The sequence below is a fragment of the Rhizobium sp. C104 genome, assembly GCF_022354505.1.
Taxonomy (GTDB): Bacteria; Pseudomonadota; Alphaproteobacteria; order Rhizobiales; family Rhizobiaceae; genus Rhizobium; species Rhizobium redzepovicii.
Window position 1 is genome coordinate 4,318,383 of the sequence record NZ_CP092348.1, and the last position, 25,901, is coordinate 4,344,283.

The following is a 25,901-nucleotide window of genomic DNA, read 5'->3' on the forward strand; positions in this document are numbered from 1 at the left end:
GTTCACATGCCTTTCGAGACGAGGCTTGAATAGAGGGCAGCGTAGCGTTCGGCGCTCTTCTCCCAGGAGACATCCGATTTCATGCCCTGCTTTTGCAATTGGGTCCAGAGTTTTCGGTCCGCGTAAAAATGCATCGCACGGCGGATTGCCTGTAGCATGCCCGCTTCCGTCACGGGTGAGAATTGTATGCCGGTTGCCACTTTCGCCGCAAGTGCGGCGTGATTGGCGTCGATCACCGTGTCGTTCAGCCCGCCCGTGCGGGCGACGATCGGCACGCAGCCGTAACGTAGGCCGTAAAGCTGGGTGAGGCCGCAGGGTTCGAAACGCGACGGGATGATGATGGCATCGCAGCCGGCCTGCATCAGGTGCGACATCGGCTCGTTATAGCCGATCGAGACGCCGATGCGGCCGGGATGGCGGCTGGCAGAGGCAAGCAGTGCGCCTTCAAGTGCGGCTTCGCCGGAGCCGAGCACGACGAGCTTGCCGCCCATGGCGACGATTTCGTCGGCGACATTGGCGACGATATCCATGCCCTTCTGCCAGGTCAGGCGGCTGATGACGCAGAAAATCGGGGCGTCGTCATTGTCGAGATGGAAGAATTCGGCGATCGAACGGCGGTTCTCCTCGCGGTTCTTCAGCGTCGTCGGGCCATAATGGGTGTGGACGACGGGATCGGTCGCCGGGTTCCAGATATCCGTATCGATGCCGTTGACGATGCCGTGCAGATTGTCGATGTGGCTGGCGATGACGCCCTCGAGGCCCATGCCGAATTCCGGCGTCAGGATCTCGTCGGCATAGGTCGGGCTGACCGTGGTGATCGCGTGGGCGGTCTGCAGGCCGCCCTTGAGGTAGCCGATGGTGCCGTAATATTCGATGCTGTCGGTGGCGAAGGCATGGGCGGGCAGGCGCAGGCCGGGAAAGATCTCGGGACCGAACTGGCCTTGGAAAGCGATGTTGTGGATGGTCAGCACGCTCGGCAGTTCCGGCGTCGGATAGTAGCGCATATAGACCGAGGTCAGCGCCGCCTGCCAGTCGTGGGTGTGGACGAGATCCGGCCGCCAGCCGGGCAGGAGTCCGGCAGCGATCTCGGAGGCGGCGAGCGACAGCGCGGCGAAGCGCCGCCAATTATCGGGATAGTCCTTGCCGAGCGGATCGACATAGGGGCCGCCCGGCCTGTCGTAATAGGCCGGCGCATCGAGGACGAGCAGATCGAGGCCCTCATGCTGGACCTCAAGCACAGCAGCCGGCTCGCCGAGCAGGTCGGGGAATTCGAGCCTGACGATCGGGTCGCGAATGACCTTCATGACGGCGGGATAGCCAGGCAGAAGGGTCTTGGTCTCGACCCCGAAGGCTTTAAGAGCAATCGGCAGGGCGCCTGACACATCGGCCAGGCCCCCTGTCTTGATCAAAGGGAAGACTTCGGACGAAACCGAAAGAACTTTCATAAGTCAGATATCCAGCTTGTCGATCATCGGTTGGGTGATCAGGCAGATGCCGCTTTCCGTCCGCCGGAAGCGTTTGGCGTCGAGTTTGGGATCCTCTCCGACGACCAGGCCTTCCGGAATGACGACGCCATGGTCGATCACCACATTCTTGAGCTGCGCCCGCCGGCCGATCTTGACGTTCGGCAGGATGACCGCGCCTTCCAGTTTGGAGAAGGAGTTGGCCCTGACGCCGGTAAAGAGCAGGCTGTTGTTGAGGCTGGCGCCGGAGATGATGCAATCGCCGGAGACAACGGAGGAGGTGGCCGAGCCGCGGCGATCCTCGTCGTCATGGACGAATTTCGCCGGCGGGGTGATCTCGGCATAGGTCCAGATCGGCCAGGACTTGTCGTAGATGTCGAGTTCGGGAACGATCGCCGTCAGGTCGATATTGGCCTGCCAATAGGCATCGATCGTGCCGACGTCGCGCCAGTAGGGCTCGTGCTCGAAATCGGAGCGGACGCAGGATTTGGCGAAGCGGTGGGCGACCGCCTTACCATTCTTGACGATATAGGGGATGATGTCCTTGCCGAAGTCGCGGCTGGAGTTCGGATCGGCAGCGTCGCGGCGCAGCGCGTCGAGCAGGAACTTGGTGTGGAAGACGTAGATGCCCATCGAGGCGAGAGCGAAATCCGGCTTGTCGGGAATGGGCGGCGGATCGGCCGGCTTCTCGACGAAGGCGATGATCTCGTCCTTGTCGTTGACATGCATGACGCCGAAGCCCACCGCCTCCATGCGCGGCACTTCCAGGCAGCCGATGGTGACATCGGCGCCGGAATCGACATGCTGCTGCAGCATCCACTCATAGTCCATCTTGTAGACATGGTCGCCGGCGAGAATGACCATGTATTCGACACCGTAATCCTCGATGATGTCGATGTTCTGGTAGACGGCGTCGGCGGTGCCTTCATACCACTGCGTTTCCGAGACGCGCTGGCTGGCAGGCAGGATGTCGAAGCTCTCGTTACGCTCTGGGCGGAAGAAGTTCCAGCCGCGCTGCATATGGCGGATCAGCGAATGCGCCTTGTATTGCGTGGCAACGCCGATGCGTCGGATGCCTGAGTTCAGGGCGTTCGACAGGGCGAAATCGATAATGCGGGCCTTGCCGCCGAAATAGACGGCAGGCTTGGCACGCCGGTCGGTCAGTTCCTTGAGACGGCTCCCCCTGCCGCCGGCCAGAACATAAGCCATTGCATCGCGGGCAAGTGGCTGAACACGCTTTTCTACCATTTTCTCCTCCCACCAGTCACTAATTTTCAGGTTCAAGCATGATTGTCGCCAAGGGCGGCAAGGTGATCGAGCAGGTGATGTTGCCGCCGGCATCGACGGCCTGCACGCGCCCGCCATTGCCCTTGCCGCTGCCGCCGTAGATGTCGGCATCGGTGTTCAGGATTTCCCGCCAGCGGCCTGCGGACGGCAGGCGGATCGTATAGTTCTCGCGATAGACGGGGGTGAAATTGGTGATGACGGCGACCGGTTTCTGGCCCGGCGCCTTGCGCAGCCAGGCAAAGACGGAATTCTGGTGGTCGTCGGCGACCAGCCATTCAAATCCCTCGCCCTCGCAGTCACGCTCATGCAGCGCCGGCTTGCTGCGGTAGGTGAAGTTGAGGTCGCGCACCAGGCGCCGCATGCCCTCATGCATGCGGTATTGCAGCAGGTTCCAGTCGAGCGATTTCGCCTCGCTCCACTCGCTCCACTGGGCGAATTCCTGGCCCATGAACAGCAGCTTCTTGCCGGGATAGCCCCACATATAGGCGTAGTAGGCGCGCAGATTGGCGAATTTCTGCCAGTCGTCGCCCGGCATCTTGGCGATCAGCGAGCCCTTGCCATGGACAACCTCATCATGCGAGAGCGGCAGGACGAAATTTTCCGAATAGGCGTAGAGCAGGCCGAAGGTGAGTTCGTTGTGATGGTGTCCGCGGTATATCGGATCGCGGCTCATATAGCTCAGCGTGTCATGCATGAAGCCCATGTTCCACTTGAAGCCGAAGCCGAGACCGCCTTCATGCACGGGCTGGGAGACCTTCGGCCAGGAGGTCGATTCCTCGGCGATGGTCATAACATTGGAATGATTGCCGTAGATGCGGGTGTTGAGGTCCTGCAGGAAGCGGACCGCTTCGAGGTTCTCGTTGCCGCCATATTCGTTCGGGATCCATTCGCCGTGCTTGCGGGAGTAATCGAGGTAGAGCATCGAGGCGACGGCGTCGACGCGCAGACCGTCGAGATGGAATTTCTCGGCCCAGTAAAGCGCGTTGTTGACGAGATAGGAAACGACTTCGGTCCGGCCGAAATTGTAGATCGCCGTGCTCCAGTCCGGGTGGAAGCCCTTGCGCGGATCTTCGTGCTCGTAGAGCGCCGTGCCGTCGAACCAGCCGAGGCCGTGCTCGTCGGTCGGGAAATGCGCCGGCACCCAGTCGAGGATGACGCCGATGCCGACCTTGTGGCAGCCGTTGACGAAACGGGCGAAACCTTCCGGCTCGCCGAACCGGGCGGTCGGCGCGTAGAGGCCTGTCGTCTGATAACCCCAGGAGGGGTCATAGGGGTACTCGGTGATCGGCAGGAATTCGATATGGGTGAAGCCCATGTCGGCGCAATAGGGGATGAGGCTAGAGGCGAGCTCGTCCCAGGACAGCATCGTGCCATCGTCGCGGCGCCGCCATGAGCCGGCATGCACCTCGTAGATCGAGATCGGCTGGCGGCGTTTGTCGGTTTCGCGCCAGTGCTTCAGATGGGCTTCGTCTTCCCACTTCTGTTCCAGATCGGCGGCGGCGATCGAAGCGGTTTTTGGTCGGAGCTCGCTGCGGCGGGCGAAGGGATCGGCCTTCAGCGGCAGCAGCACGCCGTCCTGGCCACGGATCTCGAATTTGTAGGCAACGCCGATCGGCACGTCAGGGGCAAAGATTTCCCAGATGCCGCTGTCGGAGCGGAAGCGCATGACGTGGCGGCGGCCGTCCCAATTGTTGAAATCGCCGACGACGGAAACGCGCTGCGCATTCGGGGCCCAGACGGCGAAGTGGATGCCCTGGGCGCCGTCATGCTTGATGAGGTGGGCGCCCATCTTGTCGAACAGGCGCAGGTGCGAGCCCTGGCGGGCGAAATAATCGTCCATCGGCCCGAGCACCGGACCGAAGCTGTAGGGGTCCGTGACAGCCCATTCGGCATCGCCGCGCCGGGCGCGGTAACGCACCGGCTGGAGCTTGGTGAGGGAAACCGGGCCGGCGAAGAAGCCGTCGGCATGGAGCTGTTTCAATTCGCCGATGACGCTGCCGTCGAGCGTCATGGCGGTGACTTCCTCCGCGCCCGGGATGAAACAGCGAGCGACGAAGGCGTCGCCTGCCTGGTGCACTCCTAGGACGGCAAAGGGATTGGAATGCGAGCCGGCAAGGATCGCCGCGATTTCATCTGCCGAAATTTCCCAGGAAAGCTTTACTTCAGGGACGTTTTTCGGCGTTTTCATCCGGCTCTCCAGATTTCGTCTGCATATTGCCTGATCGTACGGTCGGACGAGAACCAGCCCATCCGCGCCGTGTTGTTGATCGTCTTGGTGTACCAGGCGGACTGGTTGGTCCAGATCTGATCGACCTCGCGCTGGGCCTGGGCGTAGGCGTCGAAATCGGCCGCGACCATGAACCAGTCGTGCGAATAGATGCCGTCGATCAGCGAGGTGTAACGGTTGCGGTCATCGGGCGAGAAAACGCCGGAGCCGATGGCGGCGAGCGCCTGGGCGAGTTCGCGCGAGCCCTCGATGATGGCGCGGGGATTGTGGCCGTCGCTGCGGACCTTGGCGACCTCGTCGGCCTTGAGGCCGAAGATGACGATGTTGTCCTCGCCGACATTGTCGCGCATCTCGACATTGGCGCCATCGAGCGTGCCGATGGTGAGCGCACCGTTGAGGCCGAACTTCATGTTGCCGGTACCGGATGCTTCCATGCCGGCGGTCGAGATCTGTTCGGAGAGGTCGGCGGCGGGCACCATGACTTCGGCGAGCGAGACATTGTAATTCGGCACGAAGACGACCTTCAGCAGGCCGCGCACCGACGGATCGTTGTTGATCGTGCGGGCGACGTCGTTGATCAGCTTGATGATCAGTTTGGCGTTGTAATAACTCGGCGCCGCCTTGCCGGCGAAGAGTTTCACGCGCGGCACCCAGTCGAGTTCGGGATGCGAGCGGATCTGGTCGTAGAGCGCGACGGCCTCGATGATGTTCAAAAGCTGGCGCTTGTATTCGTGGATGCGCTTGATCTGGATGTCGAACATCGCCGATGGATCCAGCTTGACGCCCATGCGGCTGGCGACGAGGTTGGACAGCGCCACCTTGTTGGCGCGCTTCACCGCTGCAAACTTCTGCTGGAAGCTCGGATCCGAAGCATGCGCCTCGAGCGGCCTTAGCTTCTCGGCATCGTCGAGGAATTCGTCGCCGATCGCCTCGCGGATCAGGCCGGTGAGACCTGGATTGCACTGCTGCAGCCAGCGACGCGGGGTGATGCCATTGGTCTTGTTGTTGATGCGGTCGGGATACAGCTTGTGCAGGTCGGCAAAGACCGTGACCTTCATCAGGTCGGTGTGAAGGGCGGAGACGCCGTTGATCGAATGCGAGCCGACGAAAGCAAGGTTGCCCATGCGCACGCGGCGGTCGCCACTTTCATCGATCAGCGAGATCGAGCGGATTTCCCCATCGGAGAAGTTCTTGCCCTTGCGCGCGTCGATCAGAATCTTGGCGTTGATTGCATAGATGATTTGCATGTGGCGAGGCAGTAGACGCTCGAACAGCGGTACCGCCCAGCTTTCCAGCGCTTCCGGCAGAAGCGTGTGGTTGGTGTAGGAGAAGGTATGGCGGGTGATTTCCCAGGCCTGGTCGAAATCCATGCCGTGCACGTCGCAGAGCAGACGTACGAGTTCGGCCACCGAGACGGCCGGATGGGTATCGTTCAGCTGGATCGCCACCTTGTCCGGCAGCGAGGTGAAATCGTCATATTGCTGCAGATGGCGGCGCAGGATGTCCTGCAGCGAGGCCGACGAGAAGAAGAACTCCTGGCGCAGGCGCAGTTCCTGGCCGGCCGGGGTCGCGTCGGCGGGATAGAGAACCCGGGTCAGGCTTTCGGCCTTGTTGCTTTCGCGCAGCGCTCCGATGTGGTCGCCGGCGTTGAAGGCATCGAGCAGGATCGGATCGATCGGCTGCGCCGACCAGAGACGCAGCGTGTTGACGCGCTTGCCGCGCCAGCCGACGGCCGGCGTGTCGAAGGCGGCGGCGATGACGCGCTCGGCCGGTTTCCAGACGTAGCGCGGCTGGTCGTCATGGGTAGTGATGAATTCGACGGCGCCGCCGAAACCAATTTCATAGGCGCTTTCGCGGCGCTCGAACTCCCAGGGATTGCCGTGGGCGAGCCAGTTTTCTGGCAGCTCCACCTGCCAGCCGTCGGCCAGCTGCTGGCGGAACAGCCCGTGCACATAGCGGATGCCGTAGCCGTAAGCGGGTACGTCGACCGTTGCCATGCTCTCCATGAAACAGGCAGCCAGGCGGCCGAGGCCGCCATTGCCGAGGGCGGCATCGGGTTCCAGGCCGGCAATGACGTTGACGTCGACGCCGAGCGAGGAAAGCGCATCGCGCACCTCCTCCATCAGGCCGAGGTTCGAGACGGCGTCTCGCATCAGGCGGCCGATCAGGAATTCCAGGGAAAGATAATAGACGCGCTTGGCGCCGGTCGCATACACCTCGCGGGTAGAGGCCATCCATCTGTCGATAATGCGGTCGCGCACCACCAGGATCGTCGCCGTCAGCCAGTCGTGCGGCTTTGCCACCTTGGCATCCTTGCCGATGCGATAGGTCAGGCGCTCGATGATTTCTTCGGCGAGAATTTCCGGCTTCGAGCTGCGCGGTGCGGGGGAGGGGATAATCGGCTTGGAAACGGTGTTCATTGTCAGGTCTCGCCAATTTTAATTTGCTTTCAGGATGTTATCCCTGATTCAATCAATTTGTCGCTTGTGCCGACGACAGTTTATGCATCGTTACTAAGCACTTGCAACAAGGGATTTGGACAAACGAAAAATTTGCGAAACCTTCATTTTCACGGGGCTTAAGGGGATTGATTTCAATGGGTTTTACCGATCAAATGGGTGAGACAGCGATAACGAAAAACCGCCCCGGTTTGTTCCGAGGCGGCTTTTTGCTGCGATGGGCTTTGGAACTGGGCGATCAGTTCGTCAGCAGTGTGAGAGCTTTGGTCGCCTCTTTTGCAATGCTGGTAAAGGAAGCGACTAGTTTCTCCATTGTTTCGGCTTCATAATAGTTGCCGCCTGGGGAGGCGCAGTATTGGAGCAACTGCTTACCTTTGTCCGGGGCCATGAAGGCAACGGTGAAGATTTTGATGCCGGCTGTTTTGGTTGCGTCGCATTGGTCGCGAACATTCTGGTCAAATGATTGTTGCCATACACCCGTGTTGCCCGTCATTTCGCCGTCGGTCATCAGGATGATATAGCGAGACACATTGTTGTTGCCTTTGGCCGCGTGTGCTTGGGTCTCAACATCCGAACCGTCCAATGCTTTCGTGACCGAAAGAGTCGCTTGTCTCATAGGTTCGGTAGCATCTGTGCCCCCATTTGCCGTAATTCCGCTCACATAAGTTGCAGTCGTCGCTGTGCCCCAGGACATACCGCTCATGCTCTTGATCTGGGTCTTCTGTGCATCCTTATAGATGAGACCGTTGTTGTAAGAATAGGCACCGGTGCGTACGAGGCTGTGATCCGGATCGGCGGTGTCCAATGCAGCAAAGAGGGCATTGGCCGCCTTCTTGAGCGCGTCGATTTTCGTGACGTAGGTTTTGCAATTTTTGCCGTTATAGGTTGCGCAGGTGGTCGTATTTTCGCCCATCGAACCGGATTGGTCGAGCACCAGTTCCATCGATAAGGCGGTTTTCGTATCACTCGTGCCGCTTGAAGTTGAAGTCGAGGCGCCGATATTAAGCGTCTTGTAGCCAAGAACGCTCAAGAATGGTGTAGTGGCGACGGGGTAAGAGGTGTCGATGGCAACCTTATAGCTCTTGCTTGTTGCCGTGGTGCTGACATTGACGGTGACGCTCGTTCCAACTTTGATGCTGTTCAAGGCGTCGGAGCCGACATAATTGGCCATTTGGCCGCTTACGAAATTTCTTGCGATCATCTCGGCGTCAGCCGTAGTCGAAGCCGTTCCATTCGCAAGCGCAGTCGCGGCGGCAAGAGCACCGGCATCCGTTGCTTCCTGCAACTGGCGCTTCGACAGCATCGCGTTCGAGTAGTCGAGCGCCATGCCGACAACGCCGAGAAGAACCGGCGCCATAATCGCCGTCATGATTCCGAAGTTACCGCCTCGATCGCTGAACATGCGACGCAGGCAGGGATGCAAAAGGAGGTGCTCATCATGTTCACCCAATTGGAAACCCTGTGAGGTGATTAACGCACACTGCTTCTTTACGCCTGACTTACCACCTCAATAAAATTCTAATAAATCGGCGGATTTTTCCAGTTTTGGGATTATTTCAGCGGGATGACGTCGACGGCCTGGACGGCGCGCTGGCCGCCATAACTCTTCAACACGCCGATGACGGGAACGACGTCGGAATAGTCGCGGCCATAGGCGACGACGATGTGGTCGGTGCCGGCGGGGATGTTGTTGGTCGGGTCGAGTTCGATCCAGCCGATCGTCTGGCCGCACCAGATCCTGACCCAGGCATGCATGGCATCCGCCCCTTCGAGGCGTTCCTTGCCGGGCGGCGGGATGGTGCGCAGGAAACCCGAGACATAGCCGGCCGGAATGCCGAGGCTTCGCAGCCCCAGGATCATGATGTGGGTGAAATCCTGGCAGACGCCGCGCTTCAACCTAAATGCCTCAAGCGGCGTCGTGTCGACTGTCGTCGCGTCGGCGTCGTAGGTGAAATCCTTGTGGATGCGGGCACAGATCGCGTAGGCGATTTGCATCGCCGTCAGATCGGGCATGGCGCAGCTTCGGGCAAAGTCGCTGATCTCGCGCGCCTGGGTCAGGCGCGGGCTTTCGCCGAGAAAGTGGTGCGGCGAATCCGCCGCCAGCGACCAGACGCCTGACAGTTCGTCCGGCAAGTCGGCCAGCAGCGGCGAAAAATCGGCGGCGATCGGCTGGCTTTCCACCTGCACGCGGGCCTGCATGCGAATGTCGAGCGTCTCGTGCGGCGCTCGCAGCATGAAGGCGGTGGCGGGATGATCGAAGAAATCGACGAAATGCGACTGCTCGTCCGGCGTCGGCGAAATTGTGATCGAGCCGGCGACCAGGCGCTGCCTGTTGGTCAGCGACAGCGGCATCAGGCGCATGATGTGGCGAGCGCCGGAGGCCGGCACGTCGTAGCTGTAACCCATGCGCAGCGAAAGATCGTAAAGCATCGCCGTCACCCGAGATAGGTTTGAGCGAGCAGATCGGAAAGCTGCTCCAATTCGCGTTCGAGCCGCTGATAGACCTCTGGCCCCATGCCCTCCGGCGTCATCACCGCCAGGCCCGAATGAAGCCGCATCGCCTCACGGTAGAAGGGCGACATCTGGCCGTTGATCAAGGCGTTCGGCAGTTGCTCGACCTCGTGGTGGATCTCGTTGACCTGGAAGAGGACCGAGCGGGGGTTGAGGGGATCGAGCGCCAGCAGGTCGGTGACGGTCAGCCGCGCCGTGTTGACGTTGTAGCGGCGGCGGTGGGTCATGACGCTGTCGCCGATTTCGAGCAGCATGTCGAGCGCGCCGTCGGGCGCTTCCGGGCCGGACATGTGGCCGAGCAGCCGGGTCATGTGCAGGCCGCGCTCGATATAGCGGCCGAGCGAGAGGAAGCGCCAGCCCATGAAACGGTACATGTTCTCGTGCACAAGGCCGGCAAAGCCCGCAAGCTTGCGCAGAAGGATCGTCATCGCGTGGCTGGCGTCGTCGCCGGCTGCGACGGTGACATGGAAGCGGCGGGCGGTCTTGGCGAGATCGTTGAGCGCCAGCCAGCCATCCGGCGAAAAACGGTCGCGAATATTGCTGGCCGAATAAACGGCGCTGTCGATGTTGCGCAGCAGCGTTTCCGGCACGGGTTCGGCGGTGTCGATATCGACGGCTGAGAGATAGGCGGAGACGTCGGCGAGCAGCGGCTGGCTCGGATCGGCAGCTTCGGCGTAACGCGCATGCCAGGCGCGCAGGATGCGCAGCGCCCCTTCGGCGCGCTCGATGTAGCGGCCGAGCCAGAACAGATTGTCGGCCGCCCGGCTCGGCAGGCTGCCCGGCATGTTGCGGGTGAAACTGCCTTCGGCCGGGAGCAGCGTGTGGCGCTCGACCGGCTTGTCGCTGACGATCCAGACGTCGGCGGCCGCTCCGCCCGACTGCATGGCGATCGCCGCGACATCGGCGCCGGAGCCGATCCGGGCAAAGCCGCCGGGCATGATCTGCCAGCCGTTCGCCGTGCGGGCGGCGAAGACGCGCAGCGACATCGGCCGCGGCACCAGCTTGCCGTCCACCCAGGCGGGCGTCGTCGAGAGCGTCACCACCTCCTGTCCCACCAGTTTCGGGCCGTCCGAACTCAGCCAGTCGGTGATGGAATCCTTGGCGGTCGCCCGCAGCGACGATCCGAGCACGGATTCGCCGTCATCGTCGAAGAAGGGGGCGCGGGAATAGGCCGGGCCGATCACCATCTTCTCGATATTCTTGGCGACGTGCTCGCGCTCTTCCTCCTGGCCGCACCACCAGGTGGCGATCGAGGGCAGCTGCAGATCCTGCCCCAGCAGACGGCGACAGATGGTCGGCATGAAGGCCAGCAGCGCCCTTGTCTCGAGAACGCCGGTACCGAGCGCATTGACGATGGTGACGCTTTCGGCGCGCAGCGCTTCGACGAGGCCGGGCGTGCCGATATGCGAATTCTGGTTCAGCTCGAGCGGGTCGGCAAAGGCCGAATCGAGACGGCGCCAGAGCACGCCGATCGGCTTCAGGCCGGCGACGGTGCGCACCATGACGCGGCCCTTGACGACGGTGAGATCCTCACCCTCGAGCAGCATGAAGCCGAGATAGCGGGCGATATAGGCGTGTTCGTAATAGGTCTCGTTGGCGGGGCCGGGCGTCAGCACGGCGATGCGGTCGTCGCCGGAATGTTTCATTCCCTGCAGCGCATCGCGGAAGGCGCCGAAGAACGAGGCGAGGCGGTGGACCGGGGTTTCGGCATAGATATCCGAGAAGGCACGGGTGGTCGCGACGCGGCTTTCCAGCGCGAAGCCGGCGCCTGATGGCGCCTGCGTCCTGTCGGCCAGCACCCACCAATTGCCATCCGGCCCGCGGCCGATCTCGAAGGCGCAGAAGTGCAGATAATGACCGGAGGCCGGCCGGATGCCGGCAAGCGGACGTTGGAATTCGGGATTGGCGGCCATCAGCGCCGGCGGCAGGACGCCTTCCTCCACCAGCCGGTTGTCGCCGTAGATGTCGGCGACGATCGCCTCCAGCAGGTCGGCGCGCTGGACGAGGCCGGCCGACAGCGTCTGCCATTCTCGCTCGTCGATCAGTACCGGGATATGGGAGATCGGCCAGGCGCGTTCGCCGGTGCCCTTGCTGCCATAGGCACGGTAGAAGACACCGGCGTCTCTGAGGTAGCGGTCGGCGCGAGCAAATCGCTCGGCAAGATCCTTTTCCGGCATTGCGCTCAGATGCGAGAGGAAATGCTGCCAGACCGGGCGGACCCTGCCTTTGTTGTCAACCATCTCGTCGGCGGTGCCGGGAAGCGGCGCATAGTCAAAGGCCGCACGTTTGCCGGTGCGGTCCTCTGTCTCTTCCCTGCGCTCTATTGCCGGCCTCTTACCCATCAAAACCCAAGCTATCCCCCAACCCCGGCATCAAATTCCAGCGGGCCGCCGCAGATCCAGCGTCAGCGGGAATTCCAGCGAGCCCGTCTCGGCGCGCGGGATATAACCGCCCGCCGTATGTCCCCACGGCTCGAAGCGGGCGAGCCGCCTTGCTTCCGCCTCGTTGCCGTTGACCGGGAAGGTGTCATAGGTCCGGCCGCCCGGATGGGCAACATGATAGATGCAGCCGCCGATCGAACGCTCCGACCATGTATCATAAATGTCAAAAGTCAAAGGCGTGTTGATCGGCAGCACAGGATGCAGACCGGAGGCCGGCTGCCAGGCCTTGTAACGGACGCCGGCGACCGACACGCCCGCCGTGCCGGTCGGCGTCAGCGGCAGCGTGCGGCCGTTGCAGGTGACGGTATAGCGCGCCGTATTGCTGGTTTCGAGCCGCACTTGAAGTCGCTCGACGGACGAGTCGACGTAGCGGACGGTGCCGCCCGGCGCGCCTTCTTCGCCCATGACGTGCCAAGGCTCCAGTGCCTGGCGCAGTTCCAGTTTCGAGCCCTCGTATTCGACTTCGCCGCAGAAGGGGAAGCGGAATTCGAGCTGGGCCTTGAACCATTCCGGGCTGACGTCGAAGCCGTTTTCGCGAAGGTCGGCAAGCACGTCGAGGAAATCGGCCCAGACGAAGTGCGGCAGCATGAAGCGGTCGTGCAGGGTCGTGCCCCAGCGGACGAACTTGCCGTCGACCGGGTTGATCCAGAAGCGGGCGATCAGCGCGCGCACCAGCAACTGCTGGGCAAGCGACATGCGAGCGTTCGGCGGCATCTCGAAGCCGCGGAACTCGATGAGGCCGAGCCTTCCGGTCGGGCCGTCGGGCGAAAACAGCTTGTCGATGCAGATCTCGGCGCGGTGGGTGTTGCCGGTGACATCGGTCAAAAGGTTGCGGAACAGCCGGTCGACCAGCCAGGGAAGCGGCTGCTGGCCGCGACCGGGGGCAGCGATCTGCGCCATGGCGATCTCCAGCTCGTACAAGCTGTCGTGACGGGCCTCGTCGATGCGCGGCGCCTGGCTGGTCGGGCCGATGAACATGCCGGAGAAGAGGTAGGACAGCGAAGGGTGGCGCTGCCAGTGGAGGACGACGCTCTTCAAGAGGTCGGGACGGCGGAGGAACGGGCTGTTGTTCGGATTGGCGCTGCCGACGACGACATGGTTGCCGCCGCCGGTGCCGGTATGACGGCCGTCGATCATGAACTTGTCAGCGCCGAGCCGGGTGGCCCGCGCCTCCTCATAGACCGCCGTGGTGATGTCGACGCATTCCTTCCAATTCGAGGCCGGATGAATGTTGACCTCGATGACGCCGGGATCCGGAGCGACGCGGATGACGTTGATACGCTCGTCCGGCGGCGGCGGGTAGCCTTCGATATGAACGGGAAGCTTAAGTTCGGCCGCGGCGTTTTCGGCCGCGGCGATCAACTCCAGATAATCCTCGATGCGCTCGACCGGTGGCATGAAGACGCAGAGCCTGCCGTCGCGCGGCTCGACCGACATGGCGGTGCGCACGGCGCCGCCGATCTCACCGAGCGTCTGTTCGATCCGGCCGCGATTGCTCTCGCCAGCCTGGAAGGAGGCTTCCGGCATGGCGCGGCCAGCCGGCACGAAGACATCGGGCAGCGGTCCGCGCGGGATCGTCGGATCGGCAGGGTGGATATAGGGATAACGTGCCGGGGGAACATAAGGCAGGGTGCCGAGCGGTAGGCGGTAACCGATCGGGCTGTCGCCCGGGACGAGGAAGATCCGGCCGCGGCGGCTGCGCCATTTCTCGCTGATCCAGACGCGGCTTTCGGCCGCCTTGGCGTTCCATGCCTGAACCGGGAGGACGTAACCTGTGGCGACGGTAAGGCCGCGGGCAAAGACCCGGGCGATGCGGTTACGCTCTTCGGGATCCTTCAGCTTCGAATTCGCCGGATCGACGTTTTCGGGAAGATTGCCTTCCTTGATGATCCAGTCGGCTGGATCCTCGTAGGCCGGCTGCACCATGTCGGGCTTGATCGCCAGTTCTCTTGCGATTGCCGTCAGCAGCTTCTCGGCATCCTCGGCGGTAACGCCGGTATCCTTGCCTTCGGCCGCGACCAGATCGAGGTTCTGCCAGACCGGCTTGCCGTCGCGACGCCAGTAGAGCGAGAATGTCCAGCGCGGCAGGCTTTCGCCCGGATACCATTTGCCCTGGCCGTAATGCAGGAAGCCGCCGGGGGCGAAGCGTTCCTGCAGCCTGCGGATCAGGCTGTCGGCCTTTTCGCGCTTGGTCGGGCCAACGGCGGCGGTGTTCCATTCTTCGGACTGGAAATCATCGATCGAAACAAAGGTCGGCTCGCCGCCCATCGTCAGGTGCACGTCCTCGGCCTCGAGGACACGGTCGACCGTCTCGCCGAGTTCGTTGAGCCCCTCCCAGCTTTCGTCGGAGAAAGGCTTGGTGATGCGCGGATGTTCGGCGACGCGCGACACCTTCATGTCGAAGGCGAATTCGGTTTCGGCCTCGCCGAAATAACCGCCGGAGATCGGAGCGGCATTGCGGTAATGCGGGGTGGCGGCAAGCGGGATGTGGCTTTCGCCGGTCAACAGGCCGGAGGTCGGATCGAGGCCGACCCAGCCGGCGCCGGGCAGATAGACCTCGGCCCAGGCATGCAGGTCGGTGAAATCGACTTCGGTGCCGGAGGGGCCGTCGAGCGCCTTCAGATCTGGCGTCAGCTGGATGAGATAGCCGGAGACGAAGCGGGCGGCCAGGCCGAGATGACGAAGGATCTGGACGAGCAGCCAGCTGGTGTCGCGGCAGGAGCCCTTGGCACTTTCCAGGGTTTCCTCTGGCGTCTGCACGCCGGTTTCCATGCGGATGACATAGCCGATCTGCCGCTGCAGGCGGGCATTCAACCCGACGATCATATCGACCGTCGGCTGTCCGGGCGACCAGTCGAGCGTCGGCAGCAGCGCCTTCAGCCGCGGGCCGGCCGGTTCCGGCGTCATATAGATCGACAGATCTTCTTGGATCGTTTCCGGATAGCCGAAGGGCCATTTGGTCGCCTCTTCCTCGACGAAGAAGTCGAAGGGATTATAGACCGTCATGTCGGCGACGAGATCGACCTCGATCTTGAACTCGGTCACCGGGTCCGGGAAAACGTAGCGGGCGAGGTAATTGCCGTAGGGGTCCTGCTGCAGGTTCACGAAGTGGTTTGAAGGCGTGACCTTCAGCGAGTGGCTGAGCACCCTCGTCTTCGAATGCGAGGCAGGTTTCAGCCGGATGATCTGGGGGCCGAGGCGGACCGGCTTGTCATAAGTGTAATGCGTCCGATGATAGATACTGGCTTTGATCGACATATTTCTCTTTTTATCCGGCTCGCATCGTCGTGCGGCGTGCTGTTCCCGAAATCAGTGTGTGCAATGCAGCGAAATAAAGCAAGGAGGGACGAAGGCTTTTAAGCCGCCTTGGCAAAGGTGACGACCGCCTTCAGACCCTTTCCGTTCAGGCCTGGCTCCAGCGTCAGGTCGGCGTTGAAAAGATTGGCGATTTCCTCAACGATCGGCAGGCCGAGGCCAGTGCCTTGCGCACCAGTTTGATTGCCGCGCGAAAAACGCCCGCGCACTGCCTCCAGTTTATTGCGGGGAATGCCGGGGCCGTTGTCCTCGACTTCGAGGCGGATCGTCTCCGTGGCTGCGATGATGCGGACGGTGACCTCCGCCCCTTTGCCGGCATAGGCGATGGCATTTCCGGCAAGGTTGCGGAGCATTTCGCCGATCAGCAGCGGCTCGGCGCGGATCATTGCCGGGCTTTCGCCCTCGAAGCCGAGATCAATGCCGGCGACGGCTGCCGTCGGGATCTGCTCGCCGGTGATTTCCTGGGCGATGGCGGCAAGATCGATGGCGGAGGCGGTCAGCGCCTCCTTGGCGGTAGCGGCGTCGATCTTTGCCATCAGCAGAAGCTGCGCGAGGATGCGTTCGGCATGCGCCACGGCCTGATCCCCCTTGAGCGCTGCCGCCTGGGCCTCCGTAAGCGAGCCGGCGCGGGCGGAAAGGGCGAGCTGAGTGCGGATGATCGCCAGGGGCGTGCGCAGCTGATGGCTGGCATTGCCGGTGAAATGGCGCAGCGCATCGAGCGCCGATTGCAGGCGGACCATGAAGCTGTTCACCGTATCGACCAGCGGCTCGACCTCGCTCGGCACGGTCTGCTCGATCGGGTGCAGGTCATCGGGGCTGCGTTCGCCGATGGCATCGCCGAGTTTGTAGAGCGGGCGCAGAGCCACAGTGACCGAGATCCAGACGATGACGGCGGCACCGGCGATCATGAAGGCGAGGCGCAGTGCCGAGCGCACGAGGATCGCTTGCGCCAGCTGCCGGCGAGCGATGGTGGTTTCGGCGACCGTCACCACGAAGGGCACGGAGCGGATGCCTGTCGAGGCGGAGCGTTCGAGCGTGGCGACGCGGATCGGCTCGCCGCGGAAGGTGTCGTCGGCGAAAGCGGCAGCATTGGCCGGCGTTTTCTTCAGGACCGGCAGCGACTGGTAGCCGGTGATGAATTTGCCCGGCGGACCGTCGACGCGGTAGAAGACGCGGTCCTGCGCGGCCGAGGTCAGCATTTCAAGCGCGACATAGGGGATATCGACCTGCAGCGAGCCGTCCTCGGCAACGACGACACGTTCGGCGATCGCCAGCGCCGAGCCGGCGAGAACACGGTCGGAGACGATGTTCGAGGTCTGCACAGCCTCGCGATAGGTATCGGCAAGCGCCAGCGTGCCGATGACGGCCGTGGAGACGAGCAGCCAGAAGAGCAGCCGGCGCCTGAGGGAATAGGCTGATCTCATGAGGCCTCAGGGAGCTTGTCGAGATAATAGCCGATGCCGCGGGCGGTCTTGACCGTCAGGCCGTGCGGCGAGAGACGTTTCCTCAGGCGGCTGACATATTGCTCGATGGCGTTCGAGGAAATGTCGTCGTCGAAGGCCGTCAACGACTGAATGATCGCCTCCTTGGCGACGACCTTGCCGGCCCGCATGAAAAGAATTTCGAGCAGCCCGAGCTCGCGGGCGGGAATATCGAGCGGTGTGGCGCCGGCCGAAAAAGCGCGGGAATTGAGATCGAAGGAGATGCCGCCAAAACTGACGGTCGCCGAGCGCAGGCCCGCCTGGCGGCGCAGAAGCACGCGCACGCGGGCCTCGAATTCAGCTATGTCGAAAGGTTTGATCAGATAGTCGTCGGCGCCGAGATCGAGGCCCTTCACCCGTTCTTCCGGCGTGCCGCGCGCGGTCAGGATAAGGACGGCCGCCTGGTTCTGCCGGGCGCGCATGGCACGCAACACGTCGAGCCCGTCCATCTCGGGCAGGTTGAGGTCGAGAATGACAAGATCGAAATTTTCCGCGGCGATGACCGCATTGGCGGATGCGCCGTCATGGACGACATCGACGGCATGGCCCGTGCCGCGCAAGATCGCCGACAGGCCGTCGGCCAGCGCGATATTGTCTTCGGTAAGCAGGATGCGCACGGATGTCCCCTGTTTTTCAAGGGAGATTACAGAGGTGAGGGAGCGATGTCACAGCGATTTTGAAGATTGGTGAACGGCCGTGGGAAAGCCGATTTCAGCTCCCGGTCCTTTCGATCCGTTCGCGCTGCATCATTGCGGCGGCCAGCAGTCTCCGGAAGCGGGGATCGTCGCGGATGTTGTCGAGATCGGAATCATTGTTGAACCATTTGATATGGTAGACGGAGCTGTGCGGCAGCAGCCTCTCAAGGAGATCGATCGCCTGGTCGACATCGCCGAGGACGGAATAGACGCAGGCGAGATTATACTGCGCGACGATGTCGTCGGGATCGATGGCGATGGCGCGGGCGGCCCAGTCGCGCGCTCTCTTGGTATCGCCCATATGCGCAAGCGCCAGCGCGCCGCGATGGGCCGGGCCGGAATTTTCCGGATTGAGGTTCAGCGCGCGTTCGGCGCGCAGCAGACCGAGACGCGCCCAGTTTTCCGTATCCAACACACGGCCGAGCGATCGGTAGGCCGACATCAGATGGATCGGCGAGACGTAGTCGTCAGGGCGGATCGCGGCGGCGCGGGTGAAATATTGAACCGATTCGGCAAAGTTGCCGTGCATGAAGAAGAACCGGGCATAATGGAAATTCGCCTCGAACAGGTTCGGGTCGAGCGCCAGGGCACGTTCGAAGGCCGCCGCCGCTCTGTCATCAAAGCCGCTCTGATGCAGGGCCAGACCGTGAGAGGCATGGGCCTCGGGAAGGTCGGGATCAAGTGCCAGCGCGCGGGCGCTCATCTCGAGGATGCGCCGCAGCGGCACGTCGTCAGGAGCCCAGTCGCGGATCGCCGCGTCACAATCGGCGATGCCGGCATAGGCGCGGGCATAATCCGGGTCGAGCTCGACCGCCTTGCAGAACATCCGCCTTGCGAGCTGGAGATAGGATTTGGTCCAGGTGTGGGAGAGCTGGCGGCCGCGGAGATAATAAGTATAGGCCTCGACATTGGCGGTCGGCTCATTGGCGATCGCCTTCTTCTCCTCCGGCAGCAGACGCACCTTCAACTGGCCGACGATCGCATGGGTGATCTCATCCTGGATGGCGAAGATGTCGGTCAGGTCGCGGTCGTAACGTTCGGCCCAGAGGTGATCGCCATTGGCGGTGTCGATCAGCTGGCCGGAAATGCGAACGCGATTGCCGAAAATGCGCACACTTCCCTCGAGCACGTAGCGCACGCCAAGTTCCTGGGCGAGCCGTTTCACCTTCACCGATATGCCCTTGTAGGTGAAGATGGTATTGCGCGGCACCACGTGCAGGCTGGAGATCTTGGAGAGATCGGTGATGATGTCTTCGGTGATGCCGTCGGAGAAATAGTCCTGGTCGGCATCGCCGCTCATATTGGTAAAGGGCAGCACGGCGATGAAGCAGGTATTGCGGTTCTGCGCGACCAATTTCGCCGAGGAGGGCGGCGCCAGGGTGACGGTATAGACCTGAACCGGCTGCCGGATGTTCTTGAGCATATGCTCGCCGATGAACTCGAAGCCGAGATTGAGGCGCGCGCCGACCTGATCGCGTACCGAGGCCGAGACGGCGATGCCGCCCGGCGCTGCGATACGCTCAAGCCTGGCGGCAAGATTGACGCCGTCTCCGAAGATATCGCCGTCCTCGACCACGACATCACCGAGATTGATGCCGATACGAAATTCGACGCGTTCGTCCTTGGGCACGTTCTCGTTGCGGGCCGCCATGCTGCGCTGGATTTCGGCAGCACAGGCGACGGCATTCACAACGCTCTGGAATTCGGCAAGGATGCCGTCGCCGGTAAGTTTGACGATCCGGCCCTTGTAGTCCGAAATCCGAATGTCGACCAGTTCGCAGCGGTGGCGGTTCAGCGCCTGCAGCGTGCCGGCCTCATCAATGCCCATCAGTCGGCTATAGCCAACGACATCCGCAGCGAGAATAGCGCTCAGTCGTCGTTCCATGACCCCTCCCATGGATCTTCCCAGAATAGTCCTAGCTTTTTATAGAGTTTTTGTCGCGTAAAGTCGTCCCACGAATAACAAAATTCGGGCGGTTTCGACGGTTTGACACGGCAGCGCGACCATATAGCGTCGCCGATCTTCATCAATACTCTGAATGGGTGAAGGATGGCGTTCGACGCTAATCCTTTGTGGTGAAATGGCGATCATGATCGGAGAAAGCGGAGTGATGTGCTTTGGACGATGCTTCGGGGTCGGTATTCGATCGAGTGGCCCTTGATCGGTTTGGAGGCGTGAACCATGTGCACGGCCGGGAGGAAGATGGCCAGGGTATGCAACACCGTCGACAATGTGATTCGCGGTTGCTGCGAGACCGGCGCCGGCTATTGTGGGCGGCGTTTGTGCGCGACGGAGATTTTGAATGACAGGTTCGGCCCGGCATTTTCTGGAGTTTCATGATATTCCGGAGGCCGGGCTTCGATCGATTGTCGCTCGCGCGGGCAAGCTCGCCGAAGCCTGGGATGAGCGTGCAATGCCGCAGAGCCTTACGGGAAAACGCGTCGCGCTGATTGTCGACGACGGCGGCTGGCGCAATACGAGTGCCTTCGATCTCGGCGTCCAGGCGATGGGCGGTATCTGCGTGCATGTGCCGATCGGCTTCAATACCAGGGAGGAAACCGGCGATCTTGCGGGTTATCTCGGCAACTGGTTCGACATGCTGGTGATCCGCACGAAGGAGCTTAATACATTGAAGGCGGTGGCGATAGCCGCGCCGGTGCCTGTCATCAATGCACGCACACGCTCCAACCATCCTTGCGAGACGCTCGGTGATCTTGCCTATATTATGAGCCGGCGCGGCTCGATCGACGGGTTGAAGGTCGTTGGCGTGGCGGCGGACGCAAATATCCTCCGCTCCTGGGTCGAGGCGTCGATCGCATTGCCGATCAAGGTGGTGCAGGTCTATCCCGAACGCTGGCACATAAGTGATGCGGCCCTGCTCAACGAGCGGTTTCGCGCGAGCACCGATATGGGCGAGCTATCGGATGCAGGCGTCGTCATCACCGATTCATGGCCGGGGATTCCGTCTCGGAGGCGCTCGCCGGCTACCGGATCGGGACCGATATTCTCGACCGCTTGCCAGAGGATGCGATCTTCCTGCCGTGTCCACCGGTGACACGCGGCCAGGAGGTGACGGCGGAGGCGATGGAGCATTCGCTTTGCCAAAGTCGCGCCGCCAAGGCCTTCCTGCTGCACGCACAAAATGCGCTGATGGAATGGGTCGTCGCCTAGCTCCACCGCCCTTGCTCCCCTCGGCATGCTGAGGCATTGTTGCGGCATGAGGAGAGTTTTCATCTTGCTGCTGGCGTTCTGGCCGGGCTTTGCGCTGGCCGATCAGGCTTTCTATGCGGCGAAATCCGGCAATGCGGATGCGCCGGTATTGACGGTTTATTCCTCGCTCGACGAGCCGTTGGCGCAGCCGATGATCCGGGGTTTCCAGGAAGCCAATCCCGACGTCGCGGTCAAATACGAGGACATGCTGACCGGCGATATCTACGACCGGATCGTCCGTGAGACGGATGCCGGCAAGAAGACGGCGGACTTTGCCTTTTCCTCGGCGATGGACTTGCAGGTGAAGCTGTCCAATGACGGATATGCGCAGGTCAGCAACCTGCCGATGAGTGCTGCATGGCCGAAATGGGCGAACTGGCGCAACACCGCCTATGCGCTGACCTTCGAGCCGGCGGTGTTCGTCTATCACAAGCCGAGTTTTGTGCATGAGCCGGTGCCGAGCTCGCGGGCGGAATTCGTCGGTTACCTGACCCGCAAGGGCAACGAGGTCTATGGGCGGATCGGCACCTACGATATCGAGCGCTCCGGCGTCGGTTTTCTGTTCATGGCGCGTGACCAGGAGCAGTTCGGCGATATCTGGTCGGTGATCGGAGCGATGGGGGCTGCCGGCGTCAAGCTCTATTCGACGAGTTCGGCGATCCTGGAGCGTGTTGCCGACGGGCGCTTCGTGCTCGGCTACAATATTCTCGGCTCCTACGCGGCCGACTGGGCCTCGCGCTATCCGGATGTCGGCATCGTACTGCCGAAGGACTATACCGTGGTAATGTCGCGGATCGGGCTGGTGCCGCAGGCGGCGGCCGAGCCGGAGCTCGGCCGGCGCTATCTCACCTTCTTCATGTCGAGGGAAGGGCAGACGATCATGGCGCGCGAGCTGCAGATCCCAGCCGTCAGCCCCGAGGTGGCTGGCGAAAATACCGCCAATACGCTGCAGGAACTGCTCGGCGCCCAACTGCGGCCGGTGCCGGTCAGCCCCGGGCTGATGGTCTATCTCGACCAGGTGAAACGGGCGCGGCTGATCGCACACTGGAACGAGGTGTTGCGGGCGCAGTGAAGCGTTTCAGGGGTCGGCCGCTCCACACAGAGGACCCCAGTTTAGACCGGCGCCCGGCAATTACGGCAAAAAAGTGGCCCCTTCTCCTGGATATCTCACCGATGTCAGCTAAATGACAGCTTGTTGTGGTGGCTTTGGCTACTTCTTCTCCGTGGAGGCGGAGAGCTGAAGCCTTGGGAGGTATTCTGCTCGTCATTCAGGACGCTTGCGTCCGCTGGCCAGCCGTTCCTCCCGATTCCTAAAGAATAACAGGCGGTTTGCTCAGCCGCCCACGGAGGACACATCGTGAAGCACACATTCATCGCAACCCTTCTTGCCGCGACCATCGCGCTGCCGGCCTATGCGGCCGACTACACCATCATCGCGCCGGCTGCGCCCGGCGGCGGCTGGGACCAGACGGCCCGTTCGCTGCAGACGGCGCTGCAGCAGGAGAAGATCGCCGGCAACGTGCAGGTCCAGAATGTTCCGGGCGCCGGTGGCACCATCGGTCTGGCACAGTTCAGCAGCCAGGCTGCCGGCAATCCGAATTCGCTGATCGTCGGCGGCTATGTCATGGTCGGCGCGATCCTCACCAACAAGTCGCCGGTGACGCTCAAGGACGTCACGCCGATCGCGCGTCTGACCGGTGAATATGAAGCCGTCGTCGTTCCTGCCTCTTCCGAGATCAAGACGATGGCCGATCTGGTTGCGGCGCTGAAGAAGGATCCGGGCGCGGTTTCCTGGGGCGGCGGTTCGGCCGGCGGCACCGACCACATCACGGTCGGCCTGATCGCCAAGGCTTCCGGCGTCGATCCGACGAAGATCAACTACGTTGCCTTCTCCGGCGGCGGTGAAGCGCTCGCCGCCATTCTCGGCGGCCAGGTCACAGCCGGCGTCTCGAGCTACAGCGAGTTCGAATCGCAGGTGAAATCCGGCACGCTCCGTCTTCTCGCCGTCTCCAGCGACAAGCGCATCGACGGCGTCGATGCCCCGACGCTGAAGGAAGCCGGCACCGACGTCACCATCCAGAACTGGCGCATGGTTGCCGCAGCCCCGGGCTTGTCGGCAGAGCAGGTGGCAGGCGTCACCGCCGATTTCGAGAAGCTGCATAGCTCGGCCACTTGGCAGGAAACTCTGAAGACCAAGGGCTGGGCCGACACCTATCTGTCAGGCGACGCCTTCAAGGCGCAGCTCGAAAAGGATGTCTCCGCCACCGAAGGCATTCTCAAAGATATCGGACTTGTTCAATGAGCGAGGATAACACCTCCTCGGCAACCACACGCCGCCCTGATTGGGCGGCGTTCATCATTGCCGTTTTCCTCTTCGTCGTCGCCGGCGTAATGGCCTGGGATGCCTCGCATCTGAAGACGATCGCGCAATACGACCGCATCGGCCCGGCGACGGTGCCTCAAGTGGTGGCGTTCGGCCTCTTCTGTCTCGGGGTCTGGACCGTCGCCGAAGCCTGGCGCGGCGAGTTTCCGGAGCGCGACCGGCAGGAAGTGGCGCCCGTCATCTGGATCGTCGCTGGTCTTGCCGGCCAGATGCTGCTGCTGCGTGTCGCCGGTTTCTCGATTGCCACCGGCATCCTCTTCGCACTGACGGCTCGCGGTTTCGGCAAACGCAAGCTCTGGTTCTCGCTGCCGCTTGGCATCGTCCTCAGCTTCGTCGTCTGGGCGATTTTCTCGCAGCTGCTGCAGTTGACGCTGCCGGCCGGCCCGCTCGAACATCTGTTCTTCTGATCGCGCGGACGCGCTGTCAGCTCTTTTGATTTTACGCGGCGCCTGACCTCGAAATTACATGGTCGGGAACGCTGCTTGGGACACCAAGATGAGCACATTCGAATTCCTATGGCAGGGTATCCTGGTTGCGATGCAGCCGATGAACCTGGTTTATGCGCTGGTCGGCGTGACGCTCGGCACCGCCGTCGGCGTGCTGCCCGGCATCGGCCCGGCACTCACCGTGGCGCTGCTGTTGCCCGTCACCTACAAGCTCGATCCCGGCGGCTCGCTGATCATGTTCGCCGGCATCTATTATGGTGGCATGTATGGCGGCTCGACGACCTCGATCCTGCTCAACACGCCGGGTGAAAGCGCCTCGATCGTCACGGCGCTCGAGGGCAACAAGATGGCGCGCGCCGGGCGCGGCGGACCGGCGCTGGCGACAGCGGCGATCGGCTCCTTCGTCGCCGGCCTGATTGCGACGCTGGGGCTCGCCTTCATTGCTCCTTATATTGTCAAGCTGGCGCTGGTCTTCGGGCCGCGCGAATATTTCGCGCTGATGGTGCTTGCCTTCGTCACCGTCTCCTCGGCCTTCGGCGATTCAGCCCTTAGGGGTTTGACGGCGCTGTTCATCGGCTTCGCGCTCGCCATGGTCGGCATCGACCAGCAGACGGGGCAGGCGCGGCTTTCCTTCGGCATTCCCGACCTGCTCGACGGTGTCGAGGTGACGACGCTTGCGGTGGCGATGTTTGCGATCGGCGAGACGCTTTATATCGCCGCGCAGGGCAACCGCATCGCCGAGAAGGTCGAGGCGGTCAAGGGTTCGTTGTGGATGACGGCTGAGGACTGGGCGCGGTCCTGGAAGCCCTGGCTGCGCGGCACCTTGATCGGCTTTCCGATCGGCGCGATGCCGGCGGGCGGCGCTGAAATCGGCACTTTCCTCTCCTATGCCACCGAAAAGCGGCTGGCGAAGAACCCGGAGGAGTTCGGCCATGGCGCGATCGAAGGCGTGGCCGGTCCAGAGGCTGCCAACAACGCGTCGGCCGCTGGCACGCTGGTGCCGCTTCTGACCCTCGGCCTGCCGACGACGGCAACCGCGGCCATCATGCTTGCCGGCTTCCAGCAATACGGCTTGCAGCCGGGGCCGCTGCTGTTTGCCACCAATCCGCAGCTCGTCTGGGGGCTGATTGCCAGCCTGCTCATCGCCAATGCGATGCTGCTGGTCTTGAACCTGCCGATGATCGGGCTCTGGGTAAAGCTGCTGACGATTCCGAAGCCTTGGCTTTACGCGGGCATCCTGCTGTTTGCGACACTTGGGACGATCGGCGCCAATCCGTCGGTGTTCGAACTCGGCATGCTGCTCGCCTTCGGCTTGCTCGGCTATCTCATGCGGCTCTTCGGCTATCCGATTGCGCCTGCCGTCGTCGGCCTGATCCTCGGGCCGCTGGCCGAGCAGCAGCTGCGCCGTGCGCTGGCGATCAGCCAAGGCGACGTCACGACGCTGGTGATGTCGCCGATCGCCGCCGGACTGCTGATCGTTGCGGCGGCCGCCTTTCTCATCCCGCTGATCCTGCGGATTCGCGGTCGCGGCCAGGTGCTGTCGCAGCTGGCTGCAAACGAAGACTAAAAAGACGACATTACCCCTCCCTCAAGGCTGGCCATGGAAACATGCGCCGGCCTTCTGTTTTTGCATGGCTGCGGTGATTTTCTGAGCATTGTGGGGCGACCTGCGCGATATCATCTATAAGGGGTCAATCAAAACAAGAGGAAATGGACAATGTCCGCCATCCGCAATTCAGTCCGCACAGGTTTCTTCGGTCGCGCATTTGCAGTGCTTGGCGCCGCAAATGCTGTCAGCGCCGCCGTTGAAGCCGGCCGCCGGCCGCGTGCCAGCGACCTGAGGGAACTCGGCATCAACCCGGTCTCCTTCGGTCATGTTTCCCGCTAACAAGCTGGAAGCGATGCATGAATGAATTAGCCCGCAACCGATTGGTCGCGGGCTTTATTTTTGTCCAAAGGGAAGGCCGCAACGCCAAGCGCTG

16 protein-coding genes and 1 pseudogene are annotated in these 25,901 nt (G+C 62.3%); 6 read left to right on the plus strand and 11 right to left on the minus strand.

Annotated elements, in window-relative coordinates:
• Positions 1-2 precede the first annotated feature (2 nt).
• From glgA to MF410_RS22385, 11 genes are all read right to left on the minus strand, one after another.
• Entirely contained in the window at positions 3-1,445 is a 1,443-nt protein-coding gene (gene glgA, locus MF410_RS22335) for a glycogen synthase GlgA (protein ID WP_097628729.1), read from the minus strand.
• 3 nt (positions 1,446-1,448) lie between these two features.
• Positions 1,449-2,711 (minus strand): glucose-1-phosphate adenylyltransferase, encoded by a 1,263-nt coding sequence (gene glgC / locus MF410_RS22340; protein WP_097628730.1) that lies wholly within the window; start codon positions 2,709-2,711, stop codon positions 1,449-1,451.
• A gap of 19 nt (positions 2,712-2,730) precedes the next feature.
• Positions 2,731-4,938, minus strand: a complete 2,208-nt coding sequence (gene glgB, locus MF410_RS22345) for a 1,4-alpha-glucan branching protein GlgB (RefSeq protein WP_097628731.1) — start codon at positions 4,936-4,938, stop codon at positions 2,731-2,733.
• Entirely contained in the window at positions 4,935-7,397 is a 2,463-nt protein-coding gene (locus MF410_RS22350; RefSeq protein WP_097628732.1) for a glycogen/starch/alpha-glucan phosphorylase, read from the minus strand. The genes glgB and MF410_RS22350 overlap by 4 nt, the downstream gene beginning before the upstream one ends.
• 277 nt (positions 7,398-7,674) lie before the next feature.
• Positions 7,675-8,886: a TadE/TadG family type IV pilus assembly protein gene (locus MF410_RS22355; RefSeq protein WP_345774727.1), complete on the minus strand. Its 1,212-nt coding sequence runs from the start codon at positions 8,884-8,886 to the stop codon at positions 7,675-7,677.
• 101 nt (positions 8,887-8,987) lie between these two features.
• Positions 8,988-9,866 carry a transglutaminase family protein gene (locus tag MF410_RS22360; RefSeq protein ID WP_097628796.1) on the minus strand — a complete coding sequence of 293 codons (879 nt, stop codon included), beginning with the start codon at positions 9,864-9,866 and terminating at the stop codon, positions 8,988-8,990.
• Between the two features lie 5 nt (positions 9,867-9,871).
• Positions 9,872-12,289, minus strand: a complete 2,418-nt coding sequence (locus tag MF410_RS22365; RefSeq protein ID WP_097628734.1) for a circularly permuted type 2 ATP-grasp protein — start codon at positions 12,287-12,289, stop codon at positions 9,872-9,874.
• A gap of 30 nt (positions 12,290-12,319) precedes the next feature.
• A complete protein-coding gene (locus MF410_RS22370) occupies positions 12,320-15,646 on the minus strand; it encodes a transglutaminase family protein (RefSeq protein ID WP_097628735.1) in 3,327 nt (1,108 codons plus the stop codon).
• Between the two features lie 98 nt (positions 15,647-15,744).
• Positions 15,745-17,127 (minus strand): sensor histidine kinase, encoded by a 1,383-nt coding sequence (locus tag MF410_RS22375; RefSeq protein WP_097628736.1) that lies wholly within the window; start codon positions 17,125-17,127, stop codon positions 15,745-15,747.
• On the minus strand, positions 17,124-17,801 hold the full coding sequence (locus tag MF410_RS22380) for a response regulator transcription factor (RefSeq protein ID WP_054184216.1): 678 nt from the start codon (positions 17,799-17,801) through the stop codon (positions 17,124-17,126). The genes MF410_RS22375 and MF410_RS22380 overlap by 4 nt, the downstream gene beginning before the upstream one ends.
• Positions 17,802-17,895: 94 nt before the next feature.
• A complete protein-coding gene (locus MF410_RS22385) occupies positions 17,896-19,764 on the minus strand; it encodes an adenylate/guanylate cyclase domain-containing protein (RefSeq protein ID WP_097628737.1) in 1,869 nt (622 codons plus the stop codon).
• Positions 19,765-20,182: 418 nt separating this feature from the next.
• On the opposite strand from MF410_RS22385, the pseudogene MF410_RS22390 reads away from it, so the two are divergent.
• From MF410_RS22390 to MF410_RS22415, 6 genes and pseudogenes are all read left to right on the plus strand, one after another.
• Positions 20,183-21,051, plus strand: a pseudogene (locus MF410_RS22390) (ornithine carbamoyltransferase).
• Between the two features lie 64 nt (positions 21,052-21,115).
• The gene (locus MF410_RS22395) at positions 21,116-22,162 is read left to right on the plus strand and encodes an ABC transporter substrate-binding protein (protein ID WP_097628739.1); all 1,047 of its coding nucleotides are present in this window, start codon (positions 21,116-21,118) and stop codon (positions 22,160-22,162) included.
• A gap of 285 nt (positions 22,163-22,447) precedes the next feature.
• Entirely contained in the window at positions 22,448-23,392 is a 945-nt protein-coding gene (locus MF410_RS22400) for a tripartite tricarboxylate transporter substrate binding protein (RefSeq protein ID WP_097628740.1), read from the plus strand.
• On the plus strand, positions 23,389-23,880 hold the full coding sequence (locus tag MF410_RS22405; RefSeq protein WP_012558939.1) for a tripartite tricarboxylate transporter TctB family protein: 492 nt from the start codon (positions 23,389-23,391) through the stop codon (positions 23,878-23,880). The genes MF410_RS22400 and MF410_RS22405 overlap by 4 nt, the downstream gene beginning before the upstream one ends.
• Positions 23,881-23,968: 88 nt before the next feature.
• Positions 23,969-25,486 carry a tripartite tricarboxylate transporter permease gene (locus tag MF410_RS22410; RefSeq protein ID WP_003585833.1) on the plus strand — a complete coding sequence of 506 codons (1,518 nt, stop codon included), beginning with the start codon at positions 23,969-23,971 and terminating at the stop codon, positions 25,484-25,486.
• 150 nt (positions 25,487-25,636) lie between these two features.
• Positions 25,637-25,807 (plus strand): hypothetical protein, encoded by a 171-nt coding sequence (locus tag MF410_RS22415; protein WP_097628741.1) that lies wholly within the window; start codon positions 25,637-25,639, stop codon positions 25,805-25,807.
• Positions 25,808-25,901 lie beyond the last annotated feature (94 nt).